This is a genomic window from Hyphomicrobiaceae bacterium (assembly GCA_041397645.1).
GTDB lineage: Bacteria > Pseudomonadota > Alphaproteobacteria > Rhizobiales > Hyphomicrobiaceae > Hyphomicrobium_B.
In genome coordinates this window covers 348,797-375,377 of record JAWKWE010000006.1, presented here as the reverse complement: position 1 = coordinate 375,377, position 26,581 = coordinate 348,797, and the positions used below count along the sequence as shown (strand labels likewise).

Below are 26,581 nucleotides of genomic sequence, written 5' to 3'. Positions count from 1 at the left end.
TCACCACGAGGCTCCCCCCGAGCGCGCACATCACGCGGAGCTCTAGGCGCTCAGTCGGAACGGGATTCGGGGGGGCTTGGTCAGGCGCGATATTGTTGGTTGCGGGGGCAGGATTTGAACCTACGACCTTCAGGTTATGAGCCTGACGAGCTACCGGGCTGCTCCACCCCGCGTCACCAACATGATCTTCGCCCCGGTAGAGGCGGGCGGCGTGTCGATCCCCGGAGCGTGCCCAGGGAAAATCCGCGTTAGCCTGAAAGCGAAGATATAAAAGCCGCTCGTTCCCGAGCGGCTCGAATGGGGAGGCTTATAACACAATTCGAGTGCTTGTGAACCCCTATCTCAGGCACGCGACACATCGGCCCAATAGCCTGAAAAACAGCGAAAAATCTGCTGGGAAATCGGCAGATTTGTGCGAACCGCCGCGCTTTAGTGAACTCCGCCATCTTGTGGATAACCAATTTCCTCAGCTCAACACGGCTCCTGCCGTTTTTGCCCTGCTCGGTCCAGAGTTTTTTGTCGGCCGTGCCACATAGTTTTTGCGGGCCCAAAGCGTTAAGAACACGCACGACGGCTCTCGCGCCGCTCGCATTCAACATCGCTTCGTTGTTGGGCGAAGCACCGGCTTAGAAGAACAAAGAACAATGGCGCGAAAGCCCGAACTGCAAGAAGGCTTTGTACTGCTCGACAACAGCACGCGGATGGATGCGATTTCCGTCCTGTTCGAGCACCCCGTGAAGACAGTGCGTGCCGACTTGCCCACCGAGGTGCCCGCCGCGCTCAGCGCGTTGCAGGATGGGGCTAAGCGCGGTCTGCATGCTGCCGGCTTCTTTGCCTATGAACTAGGGTATGTGCTCGAACCCAGGCTGGCCGACCGGATGCCGCCGAAGCGCTCCATGCCGCTGTTGTGGTTCGGACTGTATAAGGAGCCGCGTGAGATGCGGGGCTCCGAGGTGCAGGCGTGGTTGCGTGCCGAGGCCATTGGCGATCCCGCGCTGGGGACGCTGACCCACACATGGAGCCAGCAGGACTACCTCGCGCGCTTCGAGAAGGTGCAGGAATACATCCGCGCCGGCGATATCTATCAGCTCAATCTGACATTCAAGGCCAAGTTTCACCTGGAAGGTTCACCGCTGGCGCTTTATCGCGATCTGCGCTTGAAGCAAAAGGTTGCCTACGGCGGTCTTGTCGATACTGGCGCGGCGACGATCCTTTCAGCTTCTCCGGAACTCTTTATTGAGCAGCATGGCCGAGTCATCTCGACGCGCCCGATGAAAGGGACCGCGCCACGCGCAGGCACGCACGAAGGCGACCGCGAGGTACGCCAGATGCTTTCAAGCGACATCAAGAGCCGCGCTGAAAATCTCATGATCGTGGACCTGATGCGCAACGATCTTGGCCGTATCGCTGAACTCGGCTCGGTGAGCGTCACCGATCTCTTCACTGTCGAGACATTTCAGACTTTGCATCAGATGACATCAGGCGTGCGCGCGGTGCTCAAGGCGGAAGTAACGCTGGAAGATTTGCTTAAGGCGATCTTCCCACCGGGCTCGGTTACGGGTGCTCCGAAAATCCGCGCCATGGAGTTGATAAGCGATTTGGAGACCGAGCCGCGTGGCGTCTACTGCGGTGCCATCGGCCGTATTTCGCCGGATGGAAAGGCTTTGTTCAACGTCGCTATTCGCACGGCCGTCATCGATCGCGAAGGTCGTGGCGAAATGGGCATCGGTTCGGGTTTGGTCGCCGATAGTCAGGGGATTAAAGAGCACGAAGAATGCCTGCTCAAAATGAAATTCCTCACCGATCCGGTCCGACGGTTCGAGTTGATCGAAACGATGCTACACGAGCCGGGCAAGGGGATCTGGCTGCTTGAGCGTCATATCGAACGGCTTGCAACATCGGCGGGCTATTTCGGGTTTCCTTATGAGGAAGCGCGCGTTCGCGCCGCCATTGCAAAGGCGCTCGAAGGGAAGGATCTGGAGCGGGCGCGCGTTCGGCTGTTGCTCGATGAGGAGGGCGGCGTTTCGGTGACGGTCGCAACGCAACCGGCCAGCGCCGCAGATGCCGTCATGAACTACTTGGTCTCCGATACCCGCGTGTCGAGCGGAGATCTGTTCCTGTATCACAAGACCACGCGCCGCGAGCTGTATGACCGCGAATGGAAGCACTACGCCGATACGCTAGGTGCTGATGAAGTGCTGTATCTAAACGAGCGTGGGGAGCTGACGGAGGGAAGCCGAACCACGATCTTCATCGAGATGGATGGCGTGTTGCTGACGCCGGCCCTGTCGTCAGGGCTGCTGCCAGGAACGTTGCGTGCGGATTTGATTGCACGCGGGAAAGCGCGAGAGGCGCAGCTTACGCTTGATGATCTGTCGCGCGCCGATGCCGTGTATCTTGGAAATTCGGTTCGGGGATTGATGAAAGCCGCCCCGCTAATTCCGGCGGCCACGAAGTAACGCTACGGCGCATTGCTACAGAAGGCGGCAGCGCCGCCCTAGCGTTCTTCTGTCGTTGCGTGGATCGGACTATCCAACTGGTAGCCCGCCAGCTCGGTCTTCCCTGACGAGTACATCACCGCGGCGACGGCGGCTGCCGTGAGCGCAACGGCCAGCGCAATTGCTGCCGTAGAGAGGCGCGCACGCCGGGCAAACGTATTTGAAGTCGTATCCATCATGCCCTCTAACTAAGTCGAGAGGACGGTACCGCTCCATTCCGCTCTATGCCGCGCGACACGTTTGCGCAGGTTGCAGTGCTGCACTGCAAAAACGAGATGGCTCACGACAAGCAAAACTTCGTCGGAGCCTAGGGCAGCGGCAGCGAAGAATGGAAAGGGCGGCGCCTAGGTGAACGGGTGTTACAGCCCCCGCAGCAGACAGCCCAGCATTAAAATCGAATACGAGAGCAGCAGCGCCCAGAACTCATTGCCCTTCAGGCCTGGAATCTCGGCTCCGAAGAACGTCGACACGAGCACGATAACGGTCAGGATGACCGACAGCATAAACGTGATGATACCCGGCGCTTTGAGCCCCATGTGACCAACTCCCTCTTGGCTTCTCATTCGCACGCGCATGGCCAAACTCCCCCCGGCACACGGTGAACGCGAGTCTTTCGCTGAAGGGCGTTATAGCAGGGTCTGGGTACTCAAAGGCAAGGTTGTGCTGCAACACTTTTGGCAGTGCCCACAAATTACTGACCGTATTGGGCTCTGAAAAAGCGCGAAGGATGGGGGCAGGCACCGCGTCGCGAAGACTGATTCTCAGCAGGCGGCAGGGCCTAGAATTTGGGGAGATTGCGCCAAATCGCGATTTCGATCCCCAGGCGCCGCCAAACCACGATGTAATTCATCAGTGCCGCCATCATCAGAGAGACAGAGGTTGCGGCCGCGGCGCCGACCAGGCCGTAGCGTGGCACGAGCGCAAAATTCAGCACGATGTCGAGCATGGCTGCTGAGAAAAGAACGGTGGCGCACAGGGCCTGCTCGCCGAGCATGTTGAGCAGGAATTCTGCAGGTCCCATTGAGGAGCGGAAAAGGAAGCCGGCGACCAGGATGCACATGACCGGATACCCGGCTTCGAACTGCGGTCCAAACAGCCAGAGCAGAGGCTTACCTAGAGCGAGGATGAGAATGGCTCCGGCCAGCGAGGGCCAGAAGGTCCAATTCACCGCATCCGTGACGAAGCTGCGCAGGCTCTCCCGGTCGCCGCGCGCATGCAGGGCGGCGAACTTGTTGGCGACTGCGCTGCCGACTGCGTAATGCACGAACATGATCAGAGCCATGGTTTTGCCGGCGGCGAAATAGATGCCGACGTCGGTTGGTGTCATGAAGTGCGATATGACGAGGAGGTCGGTATTCTGTAGTGCAAGCTCGCACCCTTGGATGACGAGTAGCGGTAGTGAAATCGAGAACCATCCCTTGAAGTCATATACGCGCCGGCCGTTGGGAACACTTATGGAGAGACGGCGGTTGATCATTAGGCTTTGGATGAGGCCCGCACCCCAGGTGGCGATGATCGCCGCGCCCGCGGCTGTCGTCGCCTGCATGGGCAGCCCAGCGGAATATGCTCCGATCATCGTCAGGAGCACGAAGACGGGACGCAGAACGTAGGGTGGAGCAAGCGCTACGCCCATCCAGGCATTGCCGCGCCCAATACCGTCTTGCACGTCTGTCAGTGCGAACAGAGGCACGCACACAAGCGCCAGATACAGTGGAAGAACGTAGTGGCTCAGGACATAATCCTGGAAGAGATACACGCCTGCGACGCCGACTAGCATGACGACTGTAGAGGTTGCCAGGGACATCAAACGCGTGCCGCGCACCAGCCCACGCAGCTTGCTGAGTTCTCCGGTTTCGCGATACGTCGGTGCCATTCTCATGGCCGTGACGTTCAGTCCAAGATGCGACATGCCCCCCAGAATAAGGACCCATGTCCAGACGAAGACGTAGATGCCGTATTCGTGTCCGCCCATCCAACGCGCGAGCACGATTTGAGAGGCATACAGAAGCGCTGCGCTGAGACAGCGCATGGCAAACGCGATGATGGCGTTGCGCTGCGTGCGCTCACGCTCTCCGTTGGAGGATAGAATGTTGACGCCCTGCGCGAGAAGAGCGGCAATCAATCCGAGTTGTGGGCTTTCGGGATTGTCTTCTCCGGACTCAAAATGATCCCGCGTGCGTTGAGCGCCTGCCGGTTGGTCCGGAAACAGCCGTTGGAGAGTGGCGCTGGTCATTTGATCTAAACGTCTATTCGTCCGCCGCGATAGCTCAGTTCTGTTCGAGCCGAACCCGCTCGCGCGTGCGGACCAGCTCGGCAACTCCCGACCATGCCCATGCTCGCCCGGCATCGCCGCGTTCGCAGTGATAGCTGGCAAAGAAGTCGGCGATGTCGGCAGCGAGCGTTCCGTGGCGGCCTTCGAGAACCTCAGCCATGAAGGTGACGTCATTCGGCGTCGGCGTTGCGTCTTCGTCAGAGTGCCAAGTCAGTGTCGCTGTCATCGATAAAGTCCTATCGGCGGCTTAAATAACCGTTGATGCGGACTGTAAAAGCAAGTTCAGCGCCAATTCTCCGGCCGAGCGCTAACAGCGCGTTCTAAGTTTAACGCCAATTAAGCCTTTCGACGTACTAAGGAGCCTTCGCTCCCGTTAAAGCGCGAGATTGCGGTAGGATTTTCGCCTATTTGGATACAAGCACGGCAAGAGCCTGCTCCATCACGCGCGCGGGCAAACGCGCGCTTCGTTAGCCCGTGCGTTCAAAAGCGGGACAGGTGTCCCAGGGTCTCGCGAGAAATTGACTTCAAATGGGGCGCTTGGAGCTATTGCGCCTTTGCAGGGGTATCCTGCACAACGGTCTTCGGCTCGATGGTGCCCTTCAATGTTTCGGCTGCGTCATCGTCTTTTTTTTTAACCGCTTTCGAATTGGTCGGGCGTTTGCGTTTAGCCTTCTTCGCGTGCGCTTTGCGATTGCCGCAGCTCCAGGCGGTCACAGTAGTGCGCACGCTTGTGAGTTGTTTGGCGTCGGGATCGACGGGGAGGCTGTTCAGGTCAGTGGTGTTGAACAACTGCTTCCAGTCGTAGGTTTGAAAGCCATGCTCAAGCAGGCTCGCAGCGCGGACTGCGCGTTCGTCGCCTGAGGACTCGCCCAGCACAATCGCCATCAGCCGTCGGCCCTCTCGAGTGGCGCTGGCAACGACGTTGTAACCGGAGTCGCAGGTGAAGCCGGTCTTCAGACCATCGGCGCCGGGAAAGGTTTTCAGAAGAGCGTTATGGCTGCCAAGACGTCGCTTGCCTATGCGAACGGCAGGCGAAGACCAGTAGTGTGCATATTCGGGGAACTCCGCGACCACGACCCTCGACAGCTTCGCCAGGTCGCGCGCCGTCGTATACTGCTCTGGTTCGGGAAGTCCGTTGGTGTTGACGAAATGCGTGCGCGTCATGCCGAGCCGCTTGGCTGTAGCGTTCATCATGTCGACGAAAGCTGTTTCCGATCCAGCAACAGCTTCGGCCAACATCACCGTTACGTCGTTCGCTGACTTAATGATCACCGCTTGCAGCGCGACGTCGACGGTCAATTCGCCGCCAACCGGCAGGCCAACCTTGCTCGGTGGTTGAAGCGTGGCAACGAGCGAGCAGGAAATCTTGTCGTCGAGTTTGAGCTTTCCCGCCTTGATGGCGTTAAAGGTCACGTACGCCGTCATGATCTTGGTAAGCGATGCGGGGAACCAGAGATCGTCCTGATCTTCCGCGTAGAGGACCTTGCCGTTATCGACCTCAAACAGCAGGGCGGGGCTCGCGTGCACGTGCTGGGACGTCAACACCGCAGCCGACAGCATCGCAAGACACATCGACAAAGCGTGGATACAGCCCTTGGCAGCGCGCATCAAAAAGTATCCCGTACAGGCAAAAATAACGGCTGATCCGATAACACATTCAATCCAAACCGGGCAATTGAGGGCATCCCCCTAAGGGCCGTTATGACCAGAAGGTGTGGCAGGAGGGCGCACATAGATCAATTTCTGGTGGATTGATGTCTTTTTCACCGTGGCGGGATTTCCTCCAGTGTCGGCGCGATTTGTGCGGTTACCATGGCGCCAAGGAAAAACGGTGCAGCTTCGAGGACTTCCCTCGAACCAGAATGCGCAATGGGCTGGCGGGCGGCATCGCGCAAACAAAAATGGTGCAGGTTCGAGGACTTCCCTCGAACCGGAACCCGCGCGATGGGTTGGCGGGCGGCATCGCGCAAACAAAAATGGTGCCCCTGGAGGGACTCGAACCCCCACACCCTTGCGGATAGCAGATTTTGAGTCTGCCGCGTCTACCGTTCCGCCACAGAGGCATTGATACACATTAGCGAAGGCGCCTTCTATCCCGCGTCCTCCCCATCCGTCAACGCCGCTCGGTGTGCCATGGCGCGCACCTGTGCGCTGGCCCTTTTGGCGGCGAAGTGCCAATGAGGCGTTTCAAGGCGTGCGGGAGGGTCCGAGCATCCAGACGTAAGTCTTTATGCCCAGGATATTGCGGCGAACCTTCAGGGATATGGTCTCGCCCTGAGCGGGGGGCGGTGTACGCGGCGCGGTTGTGTAGATTTCCTCGCCGTTGGACAGGCGCACGCGGATCTTGGAGTAGGCATCACCCTTCCATCGGGTATCGGCCCGGGACCACGTGACCACGCCCGTCGTCTGTTCTACGTCGGAGCCCGGCAGATATCCAAGCAGGCCGAGCACCAAGACAGCCAATCCCAAAAACGAGAGAGCCATTCCTAGGCTCATGCGCTTGCGCTCCATGCCTGCTCACTTGCCGCGCTCTAGAGTCAATGTCCGGTGATCATTTGAGCGTGTGCGTAACGCGACCGGTGTGGTGGTGATGCTCGACGATCTCGATGCGTTCGCCGACATAAGGGTTACGCGACTTGTAAGCTATTACGCGGACGTGGCGACCATCGTCGAGCTTCACCCCGACGGTAACCCCCGGTCCCTGTGTTGCGGTGACCGTGTTAGGCGCAACAAGCGGCTCGAGCGTCTCGATGACACCGGCGACCTGCTTGTTGTCCACTGCGAGATCAAGGTTTTGATAAGCTATTACCGCCGCGACCGCAGCCAGAATCGCAACGCCGATGCCCGCTTTCTTCAGCCGGTCTGTCCACAGTGCGCGGTTGAGTCGGCGCCTCGTCTCTTCGCTCATCGCCATAGGTCATGGCTCCTTCATTGGACGTTGGCGGACGTGTAGCAGGACAGCGTACGCTTGCAAGCGTGCGCTCGACTTACTCCCGCGGTTTCTCACCTGTGCGTGATCCCTTACGCAGCCTTCGCGTTTCCGTCCACCAGGCGCACGATGTCGGCCATGATGTCGTTCAACTGAAAGTCCTTGGGCGTATAGACTGCCGCCACTCCGAATGCCTTCAAGGTTTTGGCGTCCTCCGGGGGAATGATGCCGCCGACGACGACCGGTACGTCGTCGAGCCCTTCCTTACGCATCCGGTCCATGACCTCCTTGACCAACGGAACGTGCGAGCCCGACAGGATCGAAAGTCCGACACAGTGGACAGCCTCGTCGAGTGCGGCGCGTACGATCTGCGCCGGTGTCAGGCGAATGCCTTCGTAGACCACTTCCATGCCGCAGTCGCGTGCGCGAACCGCGATCTGTTCGGCACCGTTTGAATGGCCATCGAGACCAGGCTTGCCAACCAAGAACTTGATGCGGCGGCCGAGCTTGTTTGAGACCGCATCGACGCTCGCGCGCACGTCGTCGAGGCCAGCGCCTTCGCGCTGGGCGGCTGCCTGGGCCACGCCGGTAGGGGCGCGATACTCGCCGTAGATTTTACGCAGCAGGCTGCCCCATTCGCCTGTCGTAACACCGGCCTTCGCGCACGCGATGGACGGCTCCATGACGTTACGGCCTTCCTTGGCGGCACTTTCCAGTTCGGTAAGGGCGGCGACAACCGCCTTTGCATCGCGCTGTTCGCGCCATGCCTTGAGTCGGGCGACTTGCTCTGCTTCCACGGCCGGATCGACGACGAGGATGGCGTCCGTACCAGAAGACAGCGGAGAGGCCTCCGTCTCGGTCCACTTGTTGACGCCAACGACGATCTGCTCGCCGGTTTCGATCTGGCGAAGGCGCGCCGTGTTGCTTTCTACCAGACGCCGCTTCATGTAATCGATTGCAGCAACCGCGCCGCCCATTTTCTCAATTGTCGCGAGCTCTGCCTTGGCTTCGGCTTTGAGAGCCTCGACCTTCTTGTTGATCTCGGTGGATCCGTCGAAGATGTCCCCGTACTCAAGGAGATCGGTTTCGTAGGCCAGGATCTGCTGCATGCGCAGCGACCACTGCTGATCCCACGGACGCGGCAATCCGAGTGCCTCGTTCCAGGCAGGCAGCTGCACGGCGCGCGCGCGCGCGTTCTTCGACAACGTGACTGCAAGCATCTCGAGTAGAATCCGGTAGACGTTGTTTTCCGCCTGCGGTTCGGTTAGCCCGAGCGAGTTCACTTGTACGCCATAGCGGAACAAACGGTTCTTCGGCTCGGTCACGCCGTAGCGTTCGCGTGTGATCTCGTCCCACAGCTCGGTGAACGCGCGCATCTTGCACATCTCAGTTACGAAGCGCATGCCGGCATTCACGAAGAAAGAAACGCGGCCGACGACGTTACCGAAATCGGCTGCAGGCACTTCGCCCGACGCTTTGACGCCATCGAGCACGGCAAGTCCGGTGGCGAGCGCATAGGCTAACTCTTGGACCGGCGTCGCCCCAGCTTCCTGGAGGTGGTAGGAGCACACGTTTGTCGGGTTCCATTTGGGAACCTCCTTGGTGGAGAAGACGATCGTGTCCTTGATGAGTTTTAAGGAAGGTTCTGGGGGAAACACGTAGGTCCCGCGCGAGAGATACTCCTTGATGATGTCATTCTGAATGGTTCCCGTCAGCTTGGCACGGGATGCGCTGGTCTGATCCGCCGTCGCCACATAGAGGGACAGCAGCCACGCGGCGGTCGCGTTGATCGTCATAGAGGTGTTCATCTGATCAAGCGGAATGCCGTCGAGCAGGGTGCGCATATCGCCGATATGGGAGACGGGAACGCCGACCTTGCCGACCTCGCCACGTGCCAGCTCATGATCGCTGTCGTAGCCGGTTTGCGTGGGCAGGTCGAAAGCGATCGATAAGCCTGTCTGACCTTTGGCTAAGTTTTTCTTATAGAGCTCATTGGATTTGGCCGCCGTGGAATGGCCGGCATAAGTCCTGAACATCCAGGGCTTGTCCCGCGTTAGACTGGCGACAGCGGCCGGGGTGCCGGTTTTCTTGTCAGACATTCTCGTTCCTCGGTCATTAACCGGCGACGCTGAGTGGGCCGCGCCATGCGATGCTGCGGCCCAATATCGCCCAGGCATTTTCATACGATAACTGCGGTGCACTGCAATGCAAAATGCACTGTTGACGCTGCCTTTTTGGGGCGCATCGGGATCAAAGCTCGGAACGATTTTGGCGGCGGTCAGTTCAGTTCGGCGGCGGTGGGGGTGCGGCGCGCTCGGGCTTTTGCCTCGCTGACGGCATAGACAACCCGGGTAAGGATCAACATCACGACCAGGGCAATAAGCATACCGACAGCGATGTTGAGGACGGTGTTGGAATCGGAGTCTTGCTGGATGACGACGATGAAGTGCTTATTGAAAAAGTCGTTTGCGGCCAACCCGCCCAGCAGCATAATCGGCGTATATGTGACTGACAGAAGGATGGAATCGGTCATCACCCGGACGAGCCAATAGGCGAATGCGATCAGGCAAAGTGAGATAGCAGCGACAAACGTGCTTACGTCGATAATTTGGAACAGATAGTCGGAAATCTCGTGAATCATGGCTCGGCAGCCTCGGTGGATAGAGAAGAGGCGGTTCTGGCGATACCTGCTTTCTCGAACTTATCCAAAACCGGGTTAAGGATTGATTTCGCCAGGGTTGCGTCCTGCACAAAAACACTTCATTGCAGCGCAAAAACGTGCTTCATACAGCCGTTCCCTTGCACGTAAATGACGGCTGGGACGCAAATCGACGCATTATGGCAACTCGGGGCTTTATGCACCGGCCGGACACTTTGAAGACCGGGAGACCAGAACAAGATGGCTAGTCAATCAGCCACCAATCCAATTTCAACGGGAGCCGGCATGACCGCTTCGGAATTCGTCTCAGGCGTGGGGAAGAAGGATCTTTACGAGGTTGGCGAGATTCCGCCGCTCGGTCACGTCCCTAAAAACATGTATGCGTGGACTATCAGACGGGATCGGCAAGGCGAGCCCGACAAGGCGATGCAGGTCGAGGTAGTGCCCACCTGGGAACTCGACAGCCACGACGTGCTGGTGCTCGTGATGGCGGCCGGTGTCAATTATAACGGCGTGTGGGCGTCGCTCGGCAAGCCGATCTCAATGTTCGACGTGCATAAGCAGCCCTATCACATCGCCGGTTCCGATGCTTCAGGTATCGTTTGGGCGGTCGGCTCGAAGGTGAAGCGGTGGAAGGTCGGCGATGAAGTCGTCGTGCACTGCAACCAGGACGACGGCGACGATGAGGAATGCAATGGCGGCGATCCAATGTTTTCGCCGAGCCAGCGCATTTGGGGCTATGAGACGCCTGACGGGTCGTTCGCGCAGTTCTGCCGCGTGCAGGATCGCCAGCTTCTGGAGCGTCCCCGTCATCTCACCTGGGAAGAAAGCGCCTGCTACACGCTGACCCTGGCGACCGCCTATCGCATGCTGTTCGGCCATCGTCCGCACGTGCTGCGACCGGGACATAACGTACTGGTTTGGGGCGCTTCGGGTGGTTTGGGGTCGTTCGCCGTTCAGTTGTGCGCCACCTCTGGCGCCAACGCCATCGGCGTCGTCTCGGAAGATGATAAACGTGATTTCGTCATGCAGTTGGGTGCCAAGGGCGTCATCAACCGGAAGGACTTCAAGTGTTGGGGCCAGCTACCGAAAGTGAATACGCCCGAGTATCATGAGTGGCTGAAGCAAATGCGCGAGTTCGGCAAGGCGATCTGGGATATCACCGGCAAAGGCGTCAACGTCGACTGTGTGTTCGAGCACCCGGGCGAAGCGACGATCCCGGTCTCTGTACAGGTCGTCAAGCGCGGCGGGATGGTCGTGATCTGCGCGGGTACGACGGGCTATAATCTCACCATGGATGCGCGGTATCTCTGGATGCACCAGAAGCGCGTGCAAGGTTCGCATTTTGCCAACCTCGCCCAGGCCAGCCAGGCCAACAAGCTGGTGGTCGAGCGTCGCATCGACCCGTGCATGTCTGAAGTCTTTTCGTGGGAGCAGATCCCCAAGGCTCACATGCGTATGATGAGAAATGAGCATAAGCCTGGCAACATGGCTGTGCTCGTGTCTGCGCCGACTACGGGCCTGCGGACGGTCGAGGATGTCATCGAGGCCGGCAACAACCGTTCGGGTTGAGCCAGCCAACACGCGCAACAAAGTGAAACGCTGGAGTTTTTGCTCCGGCGTTTTTTGTTTCTGACAAGCCACCAGCAAAGTGATCAGTGGCGCTCGGCACGTCCATCGCCACGTGGAGGCTCGCCGCGCGACATTCGCTTGAATTCCATGATGCCGCGATTGAGCTCGGCGCCGAGCAGGATGATGATGGCGGTAAACTGGAAAAAGATCATCGCGATCATCAGCTGAGACAGACCGGCGTAGAACAGCGAGTAGTTGGTGATCGCCAAGTATTTGGACCAAAGGCTAGCCAACGTCAGCCACAGTCCGATCGACAGCAGAATGCCGGGCCAGACGTCCTGGAAACGGCGTTTTCCGGCAGCGAGCAACAGATGAAAAGCTAGCAACTGGAGCGCTATAATGATGCCTGCCAGCGTGTAGCGCGTGAAAGGCCCAACCCAGATCTGCTCCAAGAAACGCATTGCCGAGCCGATCCACTCCACATCCATGACTTCTTTGGTCCACTGAGGCCTCAGCCTCTCCGCCAAGGCCGGGCCCACGACAACGGCCCAGGTCAGCACCAGTGTCGAAACGGCGCTTATGAAGACGAACGACATCGAGATCAGAAGGCACAGCGGATACGGACGGGTCTCATGCACGCGGTAAGCATTGTTCAAGGCCGCGCGCATTGTCTCGATGGCACTCGTGGCGAAGAACAGGGCTAAGAATCCGCTGGCCGTCAGCAAGTCGATACGGCTGGTGCCCATAATGGCCTGGACTTCAGGCGCAAGCCCCTTGGCGACGGGCTCTGGAAGTATGGCGAACAGTTGCTGAATTGCTGCATCGGCAAGCTCTCGACCGCCGAACACACCCGAAAGGGCGCCTAGAAAGATGCAGAACGGGAATACCGAGACGACGAACGAGAAGGCCACCGCACTTGCCAAGGCGAAGCCCGAGTGTTCATAGAGCCGGTAAAGCGCTTCCATGAACGTGCGAAACCGCTTCATTCTCAATTTTCGCCTCTCCCAAGCCACCCAATGGGCGATTTTTTGCCGGCACCCTAACGAGTCGGCTCTTTAAGGTCTACCTGACCTGGGGATGGCAGATTTGGCATTTCTGTCACACGTTGGCCGTCGTTTGGTGGCTAAGGAAGCGATGTGCCAGGGTGCCGATGGACGCAGAGGGGGCTGCCTTCTACATTTGGCTGGCGCCAGGCGCAGTTGCGTCGCGTGCGACGATCCCTGATGTAGGCCTCGGTAAATGACTGTCGACAGTGTGATCGCACCTGAGCTTCTCGACGCAGAAATTGCGGCCATTGAAGACCTCCTCGTCCATTACGAGGATTGGCGTGCGCTCGCGCAATTGGAGGCTCGTGAACGCAAAGGCGAACTGCCGGCCAATGTGGCGTCCTCCAGCTTGAAGACGCTGTTGCTGGACAAGCTTGCCACCAACCCGCTGTTCCTTCGCCGTCAGACACTCCTGAAAGAACTTGAGCGCGTGACCCAGCGGACACGCGCCGCTGCGGGTGGCGACGAGTCTTCGCCATCCCCCGAACCGGAAGACGATGACCTCACCAGAATTCGCGGTATCGACGCCCGCCTCGAGCGACGGCTGAACGCGCTCAACATTACGTCGTACAGTCAGATTGCAGTCTGGGAGGAGGCCGACGTCGATTACTTCGCCCGCACGCTGGGCTTGGAAGATGCAATCGTCGATCAGAAGTGGATTGAGCAGGCTGCTGTGCTGGCGGCTCGCCAAAAGATTGCGCCAAAGAAGAGCGCTAGTTCGCCAATCACGCGCCCGCCCGAACCTCAACCCGCGCCGCCGCGTGCCGAAGCCGTTGAAAGCAGGACTCGCGAGAAACCCAGTGCGCGATTTAGTGACGAGACCAAGTCGAAACCCGCCGGTCATTCCGATGACGCGACAAAGTTACAAGAAGCTGTGGTCGAGGTGGTGGACACCTTGCCTGCTTCGGCCGCTGTCGAGATAGAGACTGAGCCGGAGGCGACCGAGACCCAGGCCTCCGATAGCGACGGCGAACAGCAACTCTCCGAGGCTCCGCCCGCCATCGAGGAAGAGGAGGAAATAGAAGACGGACTTGCTGCGTCCGTCTTGGAGGAGGAGCAGGAACAAGAGACCTCTTCGACGGCTCGACCCGTTTTGGCCGAACTTGAGATCGATGAGGCGCCTCCTCAGAAACCCGAACCGGATTATTCGTCGTTGGTGCCAGCTATGCCGCTGGCCGCCGGTGCCTACGCAACGCCATTTGAATTGCCGGATGTAGCGTACGACACAATCCAGTCGCCCTCTGAGGTAGCCGATGAGCAACCTGAGCCAGAAGCGATGGTTGCCGCGCCGGAGATTGATACGGCGAACTTGAAGCCAGCGATGCCTCTACCGGCCGGTTTCTATGCTGGATCGACGCACGCTCCTCCCCACGCTGGTGAGACAGCGGACGGATTGTTGCCGCCCAAGCCCAAGGCCGCTTCGAAGTACCATTCGTCACGACTGCCTTCGTCCGATACGGTCCTGCAAGACGCTCTCGCTGGAGGAGCAACCGCGGGAGATGAGCAGCTTGACGGTGAGGTCGATGAAAGCAAACAGCACGATGGGGTCGCGCTTCAAGTCGAGGCCGAAAGTAGCGCTCTTGACGGTAACGCTGCCGGTTCAAGTGAAGCGGTCACGCCAGCAGATGAAGAAACAGACTATGAGAAAAGCGCTGGCGACATTCTCGAAGCCAGCTTACCGCCTCTCCCTCTGAAGCCGGCGGGCAAAGCGCCGCCACTTCCCGCTTCCGGTCCGGTGGAACCGCCAGCCAAAGCCGAGCTGGGCGTAGTCACGCCGCCCTTGGCTCCAGAAGGCTTTGCCCGCGAGAACGCAGAGCATCCCCCAAGGGAAGGGGCGCACGAGATTGCGGCTCAACCGCTTCTACCAGTTCCGCCGCCGATGCCGCAGAAGATGCCCGCATCTCAGCCAGTTCCGTTATCAGAAGCTGGTCTTCTCGCAGCCGCCGCTGCGCGGGCTCCGGCAGCGCCACCGCCACCGTTGCCGCCGTCCTTGCCCGCTGCGCCAGTCACGCCTGTCGCGCAATCGGCCGGCCCGCAGGATGAGAGTAAATCCGTACAAATCGACGATAGGCAAACTGCCAGACAGTCGAACGCTGAAGCTCGCGTAACGATCCGCCGGGCAGAAGAAGCCATGGCGAATGCAATCTTGCGCGTTCCAGGCGGCACCGACGTGCATCTGCGCAACCCCCGCCGCCCCAGCGACGAGAAATTCGATGGTCGCAGCTACGCGGCCTATCACAGCGAGGTCGAGGAGGCGCGAGTCGAGATCCGGCGCACACCCGCTCCCGGTGTGTCGCGCTCTGTGCCATCCAGTAGCGGCGGCCGGCTCAATCTTGGCGGACAGGGCCAGGGCATTCAGGCGCCCGCGGGCTTGGCGAATGCTGCCGCCCAGGCTGCCGAATCTGCGCGCCGGGCCGCTGCCGAGGCAGCAGCGAAGGCTGCAGCAGCCCTCACAGCAAAGCCACCCGTCCCACCTCAGGCCGGGCCGCAAGCAGTTCCGCCATCGCAAGCCGCGGATCCCGAAGCGGCTACTGCTAACGAGCAGGGCAAGCCGGTCGTGACCATGGGACGGTTTCTAAAGGCGCTGACCGGCCAATAGTCTCTGGACGATCGCCCCGTTCGAAGGTCAGCGTTTTGCTGTTAAGCCACTGGGAAATGGCGGATTTGCGCCGTTACGTCGCGTGATGTTGCGGTTGCGCAGTAGGGTATTCCGACTATTCTACTCGACTAAATTTAATCCTCCCCGGCCGGGAACGCCCGCCGGGGTGGTTTTCTATTGGTCTCGAAGGGAGAAGCTTATGTCCGTCGCACAGCTCAAGTCAGGTACTTCGATCCTTGCGGCGGGCCCCGCGCGGCTCATTGAGCGATGTGGTGAGGCGGTCGCGGAAGCCGATAAAATTCTGCTGGCGGCCAAAGCGGGTGCGCGCATCAAGATCCAAGAAGCCGGCGGTGTCGATCAGGCGCAGCATTGTGCACATGGCCTTGCTTGGCTCGCGACCACGGTCGAGGGCTTGCGCCAGATGTACCATTGGGGCGAACGCCTCAACGCTGAATCGCGCTTTGGTGAGTTCGAGCACCTCCTGCTCATCGCTGCGTTTGCGGAGTATTGCGCGCAAATTGCGGGCGGCATTCCCATGAGCCAAGTCGAGATCATTCGTACCGACGCGCTGGGTGTTGCAAAAGCCGATGTGCGCAAGTTCGAAGATTCGGTTGCCGATCTCGTCGAAGAAGGCAGCTCCGAAGCCGTCAAGGCGAAGCTTGGCGCGTTTATCTCTGCGCAGCCAGAGGCGATGACCTTCGGTGACACGGGACTAGATGAGCTTCATGCCGAAATCCAGAACACGATGCGCCGCTTCTGTCTGGATGAGGTCTATCCGCATGCCCACGAGTGGCATTTGGAGAACGTCTACATCCCGCTTGAAGTCATTCAGAAGCTGGCTGAGATCGGGGTGTTCGGTCTAGCTCTGCCGGAGGAGTATGGCGGTTCGGGGCTTGGCAAGGAAGCGATGTGCGTGGCGTCCGAGGAATTGTCACGCGGCTATATCGGTGTTGGATCGCTCGGCACCCGTGCGGAAATCGCTGGCGAGCTGATCGTGCACAACGGTACCGAAGAGCAGAAGAGCAAGTACCTGCCTAAGATTGCTAGCGGTGAAATGTTGCCGACCGCCGTTTTCACCGAGCCGAACACAGGTTCCGACCTTGCCTCGCTGAAGACGCGCGCAGTCAAGGAAGGCGACGTCTACAAGATTACCGGACAGAAGACCTGGATCACGCATCCTGTGCGCGCAGATGTCATGACGGTTCTTGCGCGCACCAATCCCGACGAGTCAGGCTACAAGGGATTATCGATGTTCCTGGCCGAGAAGCCGCGCGGCAGCGACGAGGATCCGTTCCCGGCCAAAGGCATGACGGGCGGTGAAATCGAAGTGCTCGGTTATCGCGGCATGAAGGAGTACGACATCTCCTTCGACGGTTTCGAAGTGCCGGCTGAAAATCTACTTGGCGGCAAGGAAGGCCAGGGCTTCAAGGCCCTGATGGCGACGTTCGAAGGTGCGCGAATTCAAACAGCGGCCCGTGCGGTTGGTGTTGCCCAGTGCGCCATGGACCTTGGACTTAAGTATGGATTGGAGCGCATTCAGTTCGGAAAGCCGATCTATGAGTTCCCGCGCGTGCGTAACAAAGTCGTGATGATGGCCGTTGAAACCATGATTGCACGGCAGCTCACTTACTTTGCCGCACGCGAGAAAGATCAGGGGCATCGTTGCGATCTTGAGGCTGGCATGGCCAAGCTTCTTGGCGCTCGCGTTGCTTGGGCGAACGCAGACAACGCGCTCCAGATCCACGGCGGCAATGGCTTCGCGCTCGAGTATCCGATCTCTCGCGTGCTGTGTGATGCGCGCATCTTAAACATCTTCGAAGGGGCTGCTGAGATTCAAGCGCAAGTTATCGCGCGTCGCCTTCTTGAAGGAGCCAATTGAGCCGCGTAAGGTCTCGCCGCAAATTTAAACTGCGGTGAGGATGAGCGCGTGAAATTCCGCGACAGCGAAAAGGGCTATGGACTGGTGACGCGATGGCTTCACTGGCTCATGGCCCTGGCTATCTTCTTCATGTTTGGGCTTGGTTACTGGATGATGAGGCTTGAATATTATAGCCCCTACTATAACAGCGCGCCGGACCTACATCGCAGCATCGGCGCCGTCGTCGGTCTCGCGCTCGTGTTCCGCTTCTTTTGGCGCCTGACCAACCCCAAGCCGGACGACGGTGAGCTTTCGCCCATGGAGCAATATGCTGCTAAAGTTGTGCACTGGGCGTTCTATCCGCTCATCCTGATCATAGTCGTTAGCGGCTATTTGATCTCGTCCTCCGACGGGCGTGCTATTGACGTATTCGGCCTGTTCTCCATACCGTCGGTCGTCACAGAGAAGGGCTTGTCGGATCAGGCTGGTTATCTACATAAGATTTTGGCCTATTCGGTGATAGGACTGGCTCTGATCCACGCGGCCGCATCTCTGAAACATCATTTCTGGGATCGCAGCGACATACTCAAGCGGATGATCTCTGGTCCGCCAAAAGATGAGAAAAATTCCTGATTGGAGGTTCACTATGAAGCGCCTGACGTTGCTCGCCGGGGTCGTCGCCGCGATTGCCGCCGCCGCCCTTCCGGCTAGCGCCGCCGACTATGTTTTCGATATTAAAGGGCAGCACGCCTCAATCGGATTCCGCGTCAAGCACTTGGGCTATAGCTGGCTGACGGGTCGGTTTGACAAGTTTGATGGAACGTTTTCCTACGACCCAGCCAACGTGGCGGCCTCCAAAGTAAGCGTGGAGATCGACACCACCAGCATCTCCACAAATCACGCCGAGCGGGACAAGCATCTGCGGGGGCCCGACTACCTCGACTCCGAGACCTATCCGAAGGCGACGTTCGTCAGCACCGAGGTCACTGCTGACGGTGAGAACAAGGCTAAGATCAAAGGTAACTTCACGCTGCACGGCGTTACCAAAGAAGTCGTTCTTGATATGGAGCGCATGGGTGGCGGTCCTGATCCGTGGGGCGGACAGCGCATGGGCTTCACGGGCAGCACGAAGCTCACTATTGCGGACTTTGGCTTCAAGAAGCAGTTAGGTCCGGCCTCGAAAGAAGTTGAGCTGTTTCTCGACGTGGAAGGCATCCAGAAGTAAGCCACGCGCCAGCCGGTGGACTTGATGGTATCTCAACGCCAGTTCCGCGACCTCGCTCTAGGCATGGAAGGTACAACGCAAACGCCGCACTTTGATCGTGCGGCGTTTCGCGTTTTGCGGATCTATGCGACGCTCGCCGCCGACGGCAAAACTGCAAATCTCAAGCTCGAACCTGACGAGCAGAGTTTGCGCGTCGAGATGCATCCTGAAGCGTTTGCGCCGGCTTCTGGCGGATGGGGCAGGCAGGGATGGACCACGGTGACGCTTTCTAAGGTTTACAAAGGCGTGCTCGAAAATGCTCTGCGGGCTGCCTGGTCCCAGGCAACTCAAAAATCACCGTCGAAGCGGCGGCGAACAACGAACAAGAAGGCTTGATCAATGACGCCAACCGCAACGCCACGGGTCGTATCTCTCATCGCCAGTGCCACGGAGATCGTGCACGCGCTTGGCGCGGGAGATCAACAGATTGCGCGGTCGCACGAATGCGATTGGCCCGAGCGCATCATGGACTTGCCTGCGCTGACCAAGGCGAGGTTCAAGGTTGAGGGCTCGTCACGTCAAATCGACACCGCAGTGAAGTCATTAGTCGAGCATGGTCTCGCCGTGTACGAAGTCAATGCGGATGCTCTCAAGGATCTCGCGCCAGACGTAATCCTCACGCAGGACCAATGCGAAGTGTGCGCCGTCTCACTCGCCGACGTGCAGCGCGCCGTCGAAGGCTGGACGGAATGCAAAGCTAACGTCGTTTCTCTGCGCCCCCATACCCTTGCGGACATCTATGCCGACAATGAACGTGTCGCGGAGGCACTGGGCCGTCCGCAAGCAGGTGTTGAACTCAACGCGCACATGGCAGCGCAGTTTGCGGACGTTTCCGCGCGTGTAGCAGGCGAAGATAAGCCCCGCCTGGCGTTCATCGAGTGGATCGATCCGCCTATGTCGGGCGGGCACTGGATGCCTGAACTCATTTCAATCGCCGGCGGTATCAACCTGTTCGGCGAGCATGGCGCGCAATCTCCTTGGATCAAGCTGGAAGACGTCGTTGCAGCCGACCCCGATGTCATCCTGGTGGCGCCTTGCGGCTACGACATCGCCCGCACGCAGTCGGAGATGGGCGTTCTGGATCGAAATCCGCTCTGGCAGAGATTGCGTGCGGTTCGCGAGGGGCGACTCTTCGTGGCTGACGGCAATGCGTATTTCAATAGGCCAGGTCCGCGGCTCGTGGAAAGTGCGCAGATCTTGGCGGAAATCCTGCACCCAGGCCGTGTCAATTACGGGCACATGGGACAAACTGTGGTAAGGCACGAGTCCAGCAGGACTTGAGGGGATAATTGCCTTCATGCAGAAGACAGTTCTCATCACCGGATGTTCGTCCGGTATCGGGCTCGATGCTGCTCGCACGTTGAAAGCGCGAGGGTGGCGCGTTCTTGCGACAGCACGACGGCCGGAGGATCTCGATCATCTTCGCATACAGGAAGGTCTTGAGGCCATTCCTCTCGAACTGGCCGATCCCACATCGATCGCCACCTGTGCGGTTACGGCGCTCGATCTCTCCGGCGGCAAGCTCGATGCGATCTTTAACAATGCAGCCTACGGCCAGCCTGGCGCGGTGGAGGACATCACGCCGGCCATTCTGCGTGAGCAGATTGAAGTCAATCTGATAGGCACGCACGATCTTACCCGCCGCGTTGTTCCAGCCATGCGCCGAAACGGTCATGGACGGATCGTGCAGTGCTCTTCGGTCCTCGGCATGATTGCGGTGCCTTATCGTGGAGCCTACTGCGCGTCGAAGTTTGCCCTCGAAGCCTTGGCGGATGCCATGCGGGGAGAGCTTGTGGGCACAGGCATCCACGTATCCATCATAGAGCCGGGGCCGATCCGCACGCGCTTTGTAGAAAACGCCCTCGAACGATTGAAAGCCAACGTCGATATCGAGGGTTCTCCCCATCGCGACAAGTACGTCGCGCGTTTGCAGTCGATGGAAGCCGGCGGAAAAGAGACGTTCAAGTTGGAGCCTGCAGCGGTTTCCAAACGTCTTGTACATGCTCTGGAGTCGCGGCGTCCTCGTCGACGTTACTACGTGACGACGCCGACCTACCTCGCCGCAATTGGCCGGCGCATATTACCGCCCGGGGCAATCGACTATCTGTCGATGCGGCTTTGACAGCCCGCTTAAGCGCAAAAGGGAGATGGGTGCGATGCCCGCGGGCAGCCAAACGAGCATTGAGCCGCAGCTAAAGAGATCGGTCGGCATCGGCGAGCTGACTTTCTATGCGCTGGGCTCGATGTTGGGTTCAGGGATCTATGGGCTGATTGGCAAGGCGGCGGGTCTAGTCGGCAATGCAGTCTGGCTGTCGTTCCTGGTTGCGCTCGTCGCCGCTTTGATGACCGCATTGTCCTACGCTTCACTTGGTTCCCGCTATCCGCGCGCCGGCGGGGCCGCTTACGTCACGCATCGAGCTTTTAGAATTCCGGTGCTCAGCTTTTTGGTTGGCATGGCGCTCGTCTGCTCTGGCCTAAGTTCCGTTGCAACCCAGGCCAAGGTCTTTTCTGCCAATGTCGCCGCATTGTTTGGTGCCACCGCGCTTCCTGGCGAGGTCGTGGTACTCGGCTTCATCCTCATCCTGGCAGGCATCGTATTTCGCGGAATAAAGGAATCGATGTGGGCCAATATCGTCTGCACGATTGTCGAAGCGAGTGGATTGCTCATCGTGATCGGAGCAGGCATGTCGTACTGGGGAAGCGTCGATCTATTCGAAATCCCCGCTGAAAAGGCCGACTCCAGCTTGATCTATCTCGTCATGCTCGGATCTGTTCTGACGTTCTTCGCTTTCATCGGCTTTGAAGACACGATCAATATTGCCGAAGAATGCAAGAACCCGCAGGTGACGATCCCAGTATCGCTGATCGCGGCCACGGCGATGGCTGCCGTCCTCTATATTGCTGTCGCTGTTACCTCCGTCTCGGTGACGCCGTGGCAGGAGCTTGCCGATGCACCGGCGCCTCTCGGCGCGGTCATGCAGCGCGCGGCACCTCAGTTTCCTTCGGGCGTGCTCATCGCGATCACGTTGTTTGCGGTCGCTAACACAGCGCTCGTCAATTACGTGACGGCATCGCGACTGATTTATGGAATGTCGCGTCAGGGTCTGTTGCCGGCAAGCCTGGGAAAAGTACATGCCCAGCGGCACACACCTCACATCGCGATTGTGGCTCTGCTCGCGGTTCTCATCCCACTGGCGCTGTTAGGATCAATTGCCGAACTCGCGTCGGCGGCCGTTCTTCTCCTGCTCTTCGTCTTTGCAATCGTCAACGGCGCTCTCATCATATTGAAGCGTCGCCCGGGTGAGCCCCAGGGGGCCTTCGAGGTTCCATTCTTCGTGCCGATCGTCGGCGCAATTATTTGCACGATTTTAATTGTCTTCCGGGTGGCCACCGGACATTGGCAGGCGCCAGCAATCGCAGGAGTGCTGCTGGCGGGGATCCTTGCTATTTACATGGTGCTGCGGCCAACGCCCATCGACGACTGACAGTGTGCTTCAAGCTCGGTGATAGGGGTGCCCCGAAAGAATGGTCGCGGCGCGATAGAGTTGTTCGCTCAGAACAACCCGCGCCAACCCGTGCGGCAGTGTCATGGGGCCCAGCGAAAGTTTTAGTTTGGATGCTTGAAGGGCGGCTTCGCCATGCCCGTCCGGTCCGCCGATCAGAAGCGCTGTGCAGCGCGCACCACCATCGCGTTCGCGCGCGAGAAATTTCGCAAAATCATCGCTCGTCATTTGAGTGCCCGAGACTTCGAGGGCGATCGCGATGTCGGCTTGTGTTGTGATCTTGAGAAGGCGGGCTGCTTCGTCGTTCTTGCGCGCGTCCGCCGACGCGCTTCGAGCTTCCGCCAGCTCCGCGATTTCAATGGGGCCGAGTCCGATGCCTCGCCCCATCGCATTGAACCGCTTGGCGTAGCGCTCGCACATTTGGCGCTCCGCATCGTCCTTCAGCTTGCCGACAGCGGCGATAAGCAAGCGCATAAAATCCTCACGCAGCGCACTCAAGCCGAGCGCGCTTGGTAGAACGCATTCCGCGAACGTCTTTGCGTTCGCTAGTGCTGAGGCTCGCTGGCGGGCAGTTCAGCCTGCCACATCTTTTCAAGATTGTAGAACGCGCGAACCTCCGGGCGGAAGACGTGCACGATGATGTCGCCCGCGTCGATCAGCACCCAGTCGCAAGCTTCCATGCCTTCCACGCGCACAGGCGAAACGCCGGCCGCTTTCAGCTTGGTCGCCAGCTGGTCCGCGATGGCGCCGACATGGCGGTCGGTACGGCCGGAGGCCACCACCATGTAATCGCCGAGCGAGGATTTGCCTTGGAGTGGGATGTCGATGATCTCTTCCGCCTTTGCCTCATCGAGCCAATGCACGATGTCGGCGAGAAGAGCTGCCGAGGCGGGCAGGGCAGCCGCAGCCTTCGGAGTAGAAGCACGTTTGCGAGCGCTTCCAGTGGTGGAGCTTATCAAGAGGTCGTTGTCCTTTCCTGATTGGCGCGGCAGCACATGCGGCCGGCATCCGCAGGCTTGAGCGGCTGAATTGAACCAGGCACCCTTGAGTCTTGCAGACCGGGCAAAGATAAGGGCGCCCCGGACATACGGCAATGGCTTTTGCAGGAGGGGTGAAAAATACTAATACAAAACACAATGTTAAGTGCGGATTGTGATGCGATTAGCGGGCCAGACTGTCACGCGCGCGAAGCGCAGTCGAGGAGAGGGGGGAGAGTCGGCTGGTGAGAAAGGTCCATGCGGGCGGCTTCTGCCCGGGTAAGGAAGCAGCGTCCGCTTCGTCGATCCGCTTGCCCGCAAACCACTGGGCCGCGAGGGAGGCAATAGCCTTGAGTCGCCAGTCTGGCCGGTCCACCACTGCGATCGGGACACTGGCGGCGATGTTCTGCCAACGCTGCCAGCGGTGAAAGCTCGCCAGATTATCCGCGCCCATCACCCATACGAAGCGCACGTTCGGGAAGCGTCGCAGCAGGAATGCGATCGTCGCGGCCGTATAGGGCGTGCCAAGATCTGCCTCGAAGCCCGTGATCTTCATTTTCGGCCCACGCGAGAACTTGCGCGCCTGTTTCATGCGGACGTCCTGAGCAGGCAGTCCGCCATTTTCCTTGAGTGGATTGCCCGGCGTTACAACCCACCAGATCTGATCGAGCCGCAGGCGCTTGAGAGCTGTTTCAGCAACGATGCGGTGCCCCTCATGGGGCGGATTGAAGGTGCCGCCCATCAGGCCGATGCGCTGTCCCGGCGCAACGAGCGGCGTGCGCACTGCTATTGAACCGAAATCGCGAGGCGAGAAGTCGTGTGCCAATTGCGCTATGCCTCACGCGGGTCTGATCTGGCCGTGCCCGCGCACGAGATACTTGAAGCTCGTCAACTGTTCGACGCCGACAGGACCGCGTGCGTGCATCTTGCCGGTTGCAATGCCGATCTCGGCGCCAAAGCCGAACTCGCCGCCATCCGCAAATTGGGTCGAAGCGTTGACGAGAACGATGGCCGAGTCGACACGCTTCAAGAAAAGCTCGGCAGTCGGCTCGCACTCGGTGATGATCGCATCGGTGTGCTGCGAGCCATACTTGGCGATGTGTGCAATAGCCTCGTCAACACCATCGACCGTCTTGACGGCGATAACTGCGTCTAGGAATTCGTGGCCATAATCTTCAGGGCTGGCGGCCTTCACGCGCGGATCCACCTTGCAGGTCGCTTCATCGCCACGCACCTCGCATCCAGCTTCCAGAAGCGCTTTTACGAGCGGAGTGAGATAATCCTCATGGGCGTTTTTGTCGACGAGCAGGCACTCGGTCGCACCGCACACGCCTGTTCTGCGCATCTTGGCGTTGACGACGATGGGCACCGCGATGTCCATATCGGCGCCACGGTCAACGTAGGTGTGGCAGATGCCTTCCAGATGCGCGAACACGGGAACGCGCGCCTCGTCCTGCACGCGCTGTACCAGGCTTTTTCCACCGCGCGGTACGATGACGTCGATTGCGCCGTTCAGCCCTTTGAGCATGTGTCCCACCGCCGCGCGATCTGTTGTCGGCACGATCTGGATTGCGGCTTCCGGCAGGTCGGCGGCGCGTAGACCCGCGACGAGACAGGCATGGATGGCTGCGCTCGAGTTATGGCTTTCCGAGCCGCCGCGCAGGATGGCGGCATTTCCTGCCTTAAGGCACAGCGCGCCTGCATCGGCGGTCACGTTGGGGCGGCTTTCGTAGATGATGCCAATCACGCCAAGCGGCACGCGCACGCGCTGGAATTTGAGACCGTTGGGACGTGTCCATTCCGCCAGTACGGTGCCGACCGGATCGGGCAACTCCGCGATTTCTTCCAGCCCTCGGGCAACGGCTTCGATACGCTTTTCGTTCAGCATCAAGCGGTCAATAAACGATGCAGGACGATCACCCGACGCCATCGTCGCAACGTCTTTGGCGTTTGCTTCCAGGATGGCCGCCATATCAGCACGAATAGCCTTGGCTGCTGCTTTGAGGGCCTCGTTCTTCTGCTCGGTCGAGGCAATCGCGAGCGCGTGCGAGGCGGATCGCGCGCTTTCGCCGATACCGGCCATGAGCTTCGCGGTGTCCCCTTCGATGTCTTCGCGCTTGTTCATTTCACTCTCGTGTTCGTTGTCTTGTGTCGCGTTTGACAGGATATTACTTGCGGTGCAAGGCCATGTCATCGCGATGGATAAGGGTATCACGGCCCTCGAAACCGAGGATATCGGCAATTTCGCTCGATTTCTTGCCGATAATGCGAAGTGCGTCGGCGTAGGCGTAGGCGATCAGGCCTCGGCCCACTTCTCGGCCATCGAGCGTACGGATGATGACCGCATCTCCCCTGTCGAAATCGCCTTCGACGCGCTTCACGCCAGCTGGCAACAGGCTTTTGCCCGAAGCCAATGCACGTTCAGCGCCTTCGTCGATGAAGATCTGACCGGAAGCTTCGAGTTGCCCAGCGATCCAACGCTTCTTGGCCGTTACCGGGTCCGACTTGGCGAGGAACCACGTCACCCGCGCGCCTTGTGAAATACCCCGTAGCGGGTGCAGCACCTTGCCTGTGGTGATGACCATGTCGGTGCCAGCGCCAAGCGCGATCTTACCCGCCTCAACCTTCGTGCGCATGCCGCCTTTGGAAAGCTCGGTGCCGGCATCGCCCGCCATCGCTTCAATCTGCGGCGTGACCTCTGTCACCAGGGGAATGTGCTGCGCATCCGGGTTGCTGTTGGGTGGGGCTGTGTAGAGCCCGTCGATGTCCGACAACAAAACAAGGCAATCGGCCGATACCATCGAAGCAACGCGGGCCGACAGACGGTCGTTGTCGCCGTAACGGATCTCCGTGGTCGCGACCGTATCGTTTTCATTGACGACCGGTATGGCGTTCAACGCGAGAAGCTTCTCAAGAGTGTGGCGGGCATTGAGGTAGCGTCGCCGTTCCTCGGTATCGCCCAGCGTGAGCAGCACCTGGGCGCAGATCAATCCGCGCTGTTCAGCCATTTCCTGATAGGCATGTGCAAGGCTGATCTGCCCAACCGCAGCCGCGGCTTGGCTCTGCTCCAACTCTAGCGGTCCCTTGGGAAGCTTCAGAGTGTTGCGCCCTAGCGCGATGGCGCCGGAAGAGACAAGCACGATGCTCTTACCCGCACGCGCAAGTTCAGCCACGTCGTCCATGAGTGAGCTTAGCCATTCGCGCTTCAGGCGTCCGGTCTCGCGTTCGACGAGGAGGGCAGAGCCGATCTTAACGACGATACGGCGCGCATCGGCCCATTCGGGGCGCGCGAGCGTGTGGCTGGAGGTGGTCTCGGCGGGGCGGGACATGGGTTTGGCACATTCGTTTTGAGGGTTTGTCACGACAAGCCACAAGCTGCGCTGGGAGGCAAGCCCCTTGCGGCA

At 59.4% G+C, this 26,581-nt stretch carries 25 protein-coding genes and 2 tRNA genes; 10 read left to right on the top strand and 17 right to left on the bottom strand.

Annotated features, from left to right (window positions below; genetic code table 11):
- Positions 1–96: 96 nt before the first annotated feature.
- Positions 97–173, bottom strand: a tRNA-Met gene (locus R3D51_17630).
- A 471-nt stretch (positions 174–644) separates the two neighbouring features.
- Here R3D51_17630 and pabB point away from each other — a divergent pair.
- Positions 645–2,459, top strand: coding sequence for an aminodeoxychorismate synthase component I (gene pabB / locus R3D51_17625; protein ID MEZ5901303.1), 1,815 nt, complete (start codon positions 645–647; stop codon positions 2,457–2,459).
- 38 nt (positions 2,460–2,497) lie between these two features.
- Here pabB and R3D51_17620 read toward each other — a convergent pair whose 3' ends face one another.
- From R3D51_17620 to R3D51_17575, 10 genes are all read right to left on the bottom strand, one after another.
- Entirely contained in the window at positions 2,498–2,674 is a 177-nt protein-coding gene (locus tag R3D51_17620) for a hypothetical protein (protein ID MEZ5901302.1), read from the bottom strand.
- Between the two features lie 183 nt (positions 2,675–2,857).
- The gene (locus R3D51_17615; GenBank protein MEZ5901301.1) at positions 2,858–3,073 is read right to left on the bottom strand and encodes a hypothetical protein; all 216 of its coding nucleotides are present in this window, start codon (positions 3,071–3,073) and stop codon (positions 2,858–2,860) included.
- Between the two features lie 203 nt (positions 3,074–3,276).
- Positions 3,277–4,731, bottom strand: a complete 1,455-nt coding sequence (locus R3D51_17610) for a lipopolysaccharide biosynthesis protein (GenBank protein MEZ5901300.1) — start codon at positions 4,729–4,731, stop codon at positions 3,277–3,279.
- Between the two features lie 34 nt (positions 4,732–4,765).
- Positions 4,766–4,996, bottom strand: a complete 231-nt coding sequence (locus R3D51_17605) for a hypothetical protein (GenBank protein ID MEZ5901299.1) — start codon at positions 4,994–4,996, stop codon at positions 4,766–4,768.
- A gap of 317 nt (positions 4,997–5,313) precedes the next feature.
- On the bottom strand, positions 5,314–6,378 hold the full coding sequence (locus R3D51_17600) for a D-alanyl-D-alanine carboxypeptidase family protein (protein MEZ5901298.1): 1,065 nt from the start codon (positions 6,376–6,378) through the stop codon (positions 5,314–5,316).
- A 369-nt stretch (positions 6,379–6,747) separates the two neighbouring features.
- Positions 6,748–6,833 (bottom strand) — tRNA-Leu (locus R3D51_17595).
- A 124-nt stretch (positions 6,834–6,957) separates the two neighbouring features.
- Positions 6,958–7,266 carry a hypothetical protein gene (locus tag R3D51_17590; GenBank protein ID MEZ5901297.1) on the bottom strand — a complete coding sequence of 103 codons (309 nt, stop codon included), beginning with the start codon at positions 7,264–7,266 and terminating at the stop codon, positions 6,958–6,960.
- A gap of 55 nt (positions 7,267–7,321) precedes the next feature.
- Positions 7,322–7,684, bottom strand: coding sequence for a hypothetical protein (locus tag R3D51_17585; protein MEZ5901296.1), 363 nt, complete (start codon positions 7,682–7,684; stop codon positions 7,322–7,324).
- Positions 7,685–7,791: 107 nt separating this feature from the next.
- Positions 7,792–9,798: a protein meaA gene (locus R3D51_17580; GenBank protein ID MEZ5901295.1), complete on the bottom strand. Its 2,007-nt coding sequence runs from the start codon at positions 9,796–9,798 to the stop codon at positions 7,792–7,794.
- 179 nt (positions 9,799–9,977) lie between these two features.
- Positions 9,978–10,340 carry a hypothetical protein gene (locus tag R3D51_17575; GenBank protein ID MEZ5901294.1) on the bottom strand — a complete coding sequence of 121 codons (363 nt, stop codon included), beginning with the start codon at positions 10,338–10,340 and terminating at the stop codon, positions 9,978–9,980.
- Between the two features lie 303 nt (positions 10,341–10,643).
- Here R3D51_17575 and ccrA point away from each other — a divergent pair, with 303 nt between their 5' ends.
- Positions 10,644–11,930 carry a crotonyl-CoA carboxylase/reductase gene (gene ccrA, locus R3D51_17570; GenBank protein ID MEZ5901293.1) on the top strand — a complete coding sequence of 429 codons (1,287 nt, stop codon included), beginning with the start codon at positions 10,644–10,646 and terminating at the stop codon, positions 11,928–11,930.
- An 83-nt stretch (positions 11,931–12,013) separates the two neighbouring features.
- Here ccrA and R3D51_17565 read toward each other — a convergent pair whose 3' ends face one another.
- Positions 12,014–12,916, bottom strand: coding sequence for a YihY/virulence factor BrkB family protein (locus R3D51_17565; GenBank protein MEZ5901292.1), 903 nt, complete (start codon positions 12,914–12,916; stop codon positions 12,014–12,016).
- A 253-nt stretch (positions 12,917–13,169) separates the two neighbouring features.
- Here R3D51_17565 and R3D51_17560 point away from each other — a divergent pair, with 253 nt between their 5' ends.
- From R3D51_17560 to R3D51_17525, 8 genes are all read left to right on the top strand, one after another.
- Positions 13,170–15,575, top strand: coding sequence for a hypothetical protein (locus R3D51_17560; GenBank protein MEZ5901291.1), 2,406 nt, complete (start codon positions 13,170–13,172; stop codon positions 15,573–15,575).
- A 199-nt stretch (positions 15,576–15,774) separates the two neighbouring features.
- Entirely contained in the window at positions 15,775–17,454 is a 1,680-nt protein-coding gene (locus R3D51_17555) for an acyl-CoA dehydrogenase family protein (GenBank protein MEZ5901290.1), read from the top strand.
- 48 nt (positions 17,455–17,502) lie between these two features.
- Positions 17,503–18,066 (top strand): cytochrome b, encoded by a 564-nt coding sequence (locus R3D51_17550; GenBank protein MEZ5901289.1) that lies wholly within the window; start codon positions 17,503–17,505, stop codon positions 18,064–18,066.
- A 13-nt stretch (positions 18,067–18,079) separates the two neighbouring features.
- Positions 18,080–18,658, top strand: coding sequence for a YceI family protein (locus tag R3D51_17545; GenBank protein MEZ5901288.1), 579 nt, complete (start codon positions 18,080–18,082; stop codon positions 18,656–18,658).
- A 24-nt stretch (positions 18,659–18,682) separates the two neighbouring features.
- Positions 18,683–19,033 (top strand): MmcQ/YjbR family DNA-binding protein, encoded by a 351-nt coding sequence (locus R3D51_17540; protein ID MEZ5901287.1) that lies wholly within the window; start codon positions 18,683–18,685, stop codon positions 19,031–19,033.
- A 3-nt stretch (positions 19,034–19,036) separates the two neighbouring features.
- Complete coding sequence (locus R3D51_17535) at positions 19,037–19,978, top strand: cobalamin-binding protein (GenBank protein MEZ5901286.1); 942 nt, start codon at positions 19,037–19,039, stop codon at positions 19,976–19,978.
- 16 nt (positions 19,979–19,994) lie between these two features.
- Positions 19,995–20,819 carry an SDR family NAD(P)-dependent oxidoreductase gene (locus R3D51_17530; protein MEZ5901285.1) on the top strand — a complete coding sequence of 275 codons (825 nt, stop codon included), beginning with the start codon at positions 19,995–19,997 and terminating at the stop codon, positions 20,817–20,819.
- A gap of 34 nt (positions 20,820–20,853) precedes the next feature.
- Positions 20,854–22,182, top strand: a complete 1,329-nt coding sequence (locus R3D51_17525; GenBank protein MEZ5901284.1) for an amino acid permease — start codon at positions 20,854–20,856, stop codon at positions 22,180–22,182.
- A gap of 9 nt (positions 22,183–22,191) precedes the next feature.
- Here R3D51_17525 and rlmH read toward each other — a convergent pair whose 3' ends face one another.
- The 5 genes from rlmH to proB form a co-directional block, all read right to left on the bottom strand.
- Entirely contained in the window at positions 22,192–22,674 is a 483-nt protein-coding gene (rlmH, locus tag R3D51_17520; protein ID MEZ5901283.1) for a 23S rRNA (pseudouridine(1915)-N(3))-methyltransferase RlmH, read from the bottom strand.
- A 71-nt stretch (positions 22,675–22,745) separates the two neighbouring features.
- A complete protein-coding gene (gene rsfS, locus R3D51_17515; GenBank protein MEZ5901282.1) occupies positions 22,746–23,159 on the bottom strand; it encodes a ribosome silencing factor in 414 nt (137 codons plus the stop codon).
- Between the two features lie 202 nt (positions 23,160–23,361).
- Complete coding sequence (locus R3D51_17510; GenBank protein MEZ5901281.1) at positions 23,362–24,003, bottom strand: nicotinate-nucleotide adenylyltransferase; 642 nt, start codon at positions 24,001–24,003, stop codon at positions 23,362–23,364.
- Positions 24,004–24,015: 12 nt separating this feature from the next.
- Positions 24,016–25,302 (bottom strand): glutamate-5-semialdehyde dehydrogenase, encoded by a 1,287-nt coding sequence (locus R3D51_17505; protein ID MEZ5901280.1) that lies wholly within the window; start codon positions 25,300–25,302, stop codon positions 24,016–24,018.
- A gap of 43 nt (positions 25,303–25,345) precedes the next feature.
- The gene (gene proB / locus R3D51_17500) at positions 25,346–26,506 is read right to left on the bottom strand and encodes a glutamate 5-kinase (GenBank protein MEZ5901279.1); all 1,161 of its coding nucleotides are present in this window, start codon (positions 26,504–26,506) and stop codon (positions 25,346–25,348) included.
- Positions 26,507–26,581 lie beyond the last annotated feature (75 nt).

Excerpts from the sequence above, each read along its gene's own strand:
- R3D51_17600 (MEZ5901298.1), bottom strand. The coding sequence starts at position 6,378 with ATGCGCGCTGCCAAGGGCTGTATCCACGCTTTGTCGATGTGTCTTGCG.
- pabB (MEZ5901303.1), top strand. The coding sequence starts at position 645 with ATGGCGCGAAAGCCCGAACTGCAAGAAGGCTTTGTACTGCTCGACAAC.
- R3D51_17565 (MEZ5901292.1), bottom strand. The coding sequence starts at position 12,916 with ATGAAGCGGTTTCGCACGTTCATGGAAGCGCTTTACCGGCTCTATGAA.
- R3D51_17580 (MEZ5901295.1), bottom strand. The coding sequence starts at position 9,798 with ATGTCTGACAAGAAAACCGGCACCCCGGCCGCTGTCGCCAGTCTAACG.
- R3D51_17585 (MEZ5901296.1), bottom strand. The coding sequence starts at position 7,684 with ATGGCGATGAGCGAAGAGACGAGGCGCCGACTCAACCGCGCACTGTGG.
- R3D51_17615 (MEZ5901301.1), bottom strand. The coding sequence starts at position 3,073 with ATGCGCGTGCGAATGAGAAGCCAAGAGGGAGTTGGTCACATGGGGCTC.
- R3D51_17545 (MEZ5901288.1), top strand. The coding sequence starts at position 18,080 with ATGAAGCGCCTGACGTTGCTCGCCGGGGTCGTCGCCGCGATTGCCGCC.
- R3D51_17535 (MEZ5901286.1), top strand. The coding sequence starts at position 19,037 with ATGACGCCAACCGCAACGCCACGGGTCGTATCTCTCATCGCCAGTGCC.
- R3D51_17575 (MEZ5901294.1), bottom strand. The coding sequence starts at position 10,340 with ATGATTCACGAGATTTCCGACTATCTGTTCCAAATTATCGACGTAAGC.
- R3D51_17590 (MEZ5901297.1), bottom strand. The coding sequence starts at position 7,266 with ATGAGCCTAGGAATGGCTCTCTCGTTTTTGGGATTGGCTGTCTTGGTG.
- R3D51_17555 (MEZ5901290.1), top strand. The coding sequence starts at position 15,775 with ATGTCCGTCGCACAGCTCAAGTCAGGTACTTCGATCCTTGCGGCGGGC.
- rlmH (MEZ5901283.1), bottom strand. The coding sequence starts at position 22,674 with ATGCGCTTGCTTATCGCCGCTGTCGGCAAGCTGAAGGACGATGCGGAG.
- R3D51_17620 (MEZ5901302.1), bottom strand. The coding sequence starts at position 2,674 with ATGGATACGACTTCAAATACGTTTGCCCGGCGTGCGCGCCTCTCTACG.
- R3D51_17540 (MEZ5901287.1), top strand. The coding sequence starts at position 18,683 with ATGGTATCTCAACGCCAGTTCCGCGACCTCGCTCTAGGCATGGAAGGT.
- R3D51_17610 (MEZ5901300.1), bottom strand. The coding sequence starts at position 4,731 with ATGACCAGCGCCACTCTCCAACGGCTGTTTCCGGACCAACCGGCAGGC.
- R3D51_17525 (MEZ5901284.1), top strand. The coding sequence starts at position 20,854 with ATGCCCGCGGGCAGCCAAACGAGCATTGAGCCGCAGCTAAAGAGATCG.
- ccrA (MEZ5901293.1), top strand. The coding sequence starts at position 10,644 with ATGACCGCTTCGGAATTCGTCTCAGGCGTGGGGAAGAAGGATCTTTAC.
- R3D51_17560 (MEZ5901291.1), top strand. The coding sequence starts at position 13,170 with ATGACTGTCGACAGTGTGATCGCACCTGAGCTTCTCGACGCAGAAATT.
- R3D51_17505 (MEZ5901280.1), bottom strand. The coding sequence starts at position 25,302 with ATGAACAAGCGCGAAGACATCGAAGGGGACACCGCGAAGCTCATGGCC.
- R3D51_17530 (MEZ5901285.1), top strand. The coding sequence starts at position 19,995 with ATGCAGAAGACAGTTCTCATCACCGGATGTTCGTCCGGTATCGGGCTC.
- proB (MEZ5901279.1), bottom strand. The coding sequence starts at position 26,506 with ATGTCCCGCCCCGCCGAGACCACCTCCAGCCACACGCTCGCGCGCCCC.
- R3D51_17605 (MEZ5901299.1), bottom strand. The coding sequence starts at position 4,996 with ATGACAGCGACACTGACTTGGCACTCTGACGAAGACGCAACGCCGACG.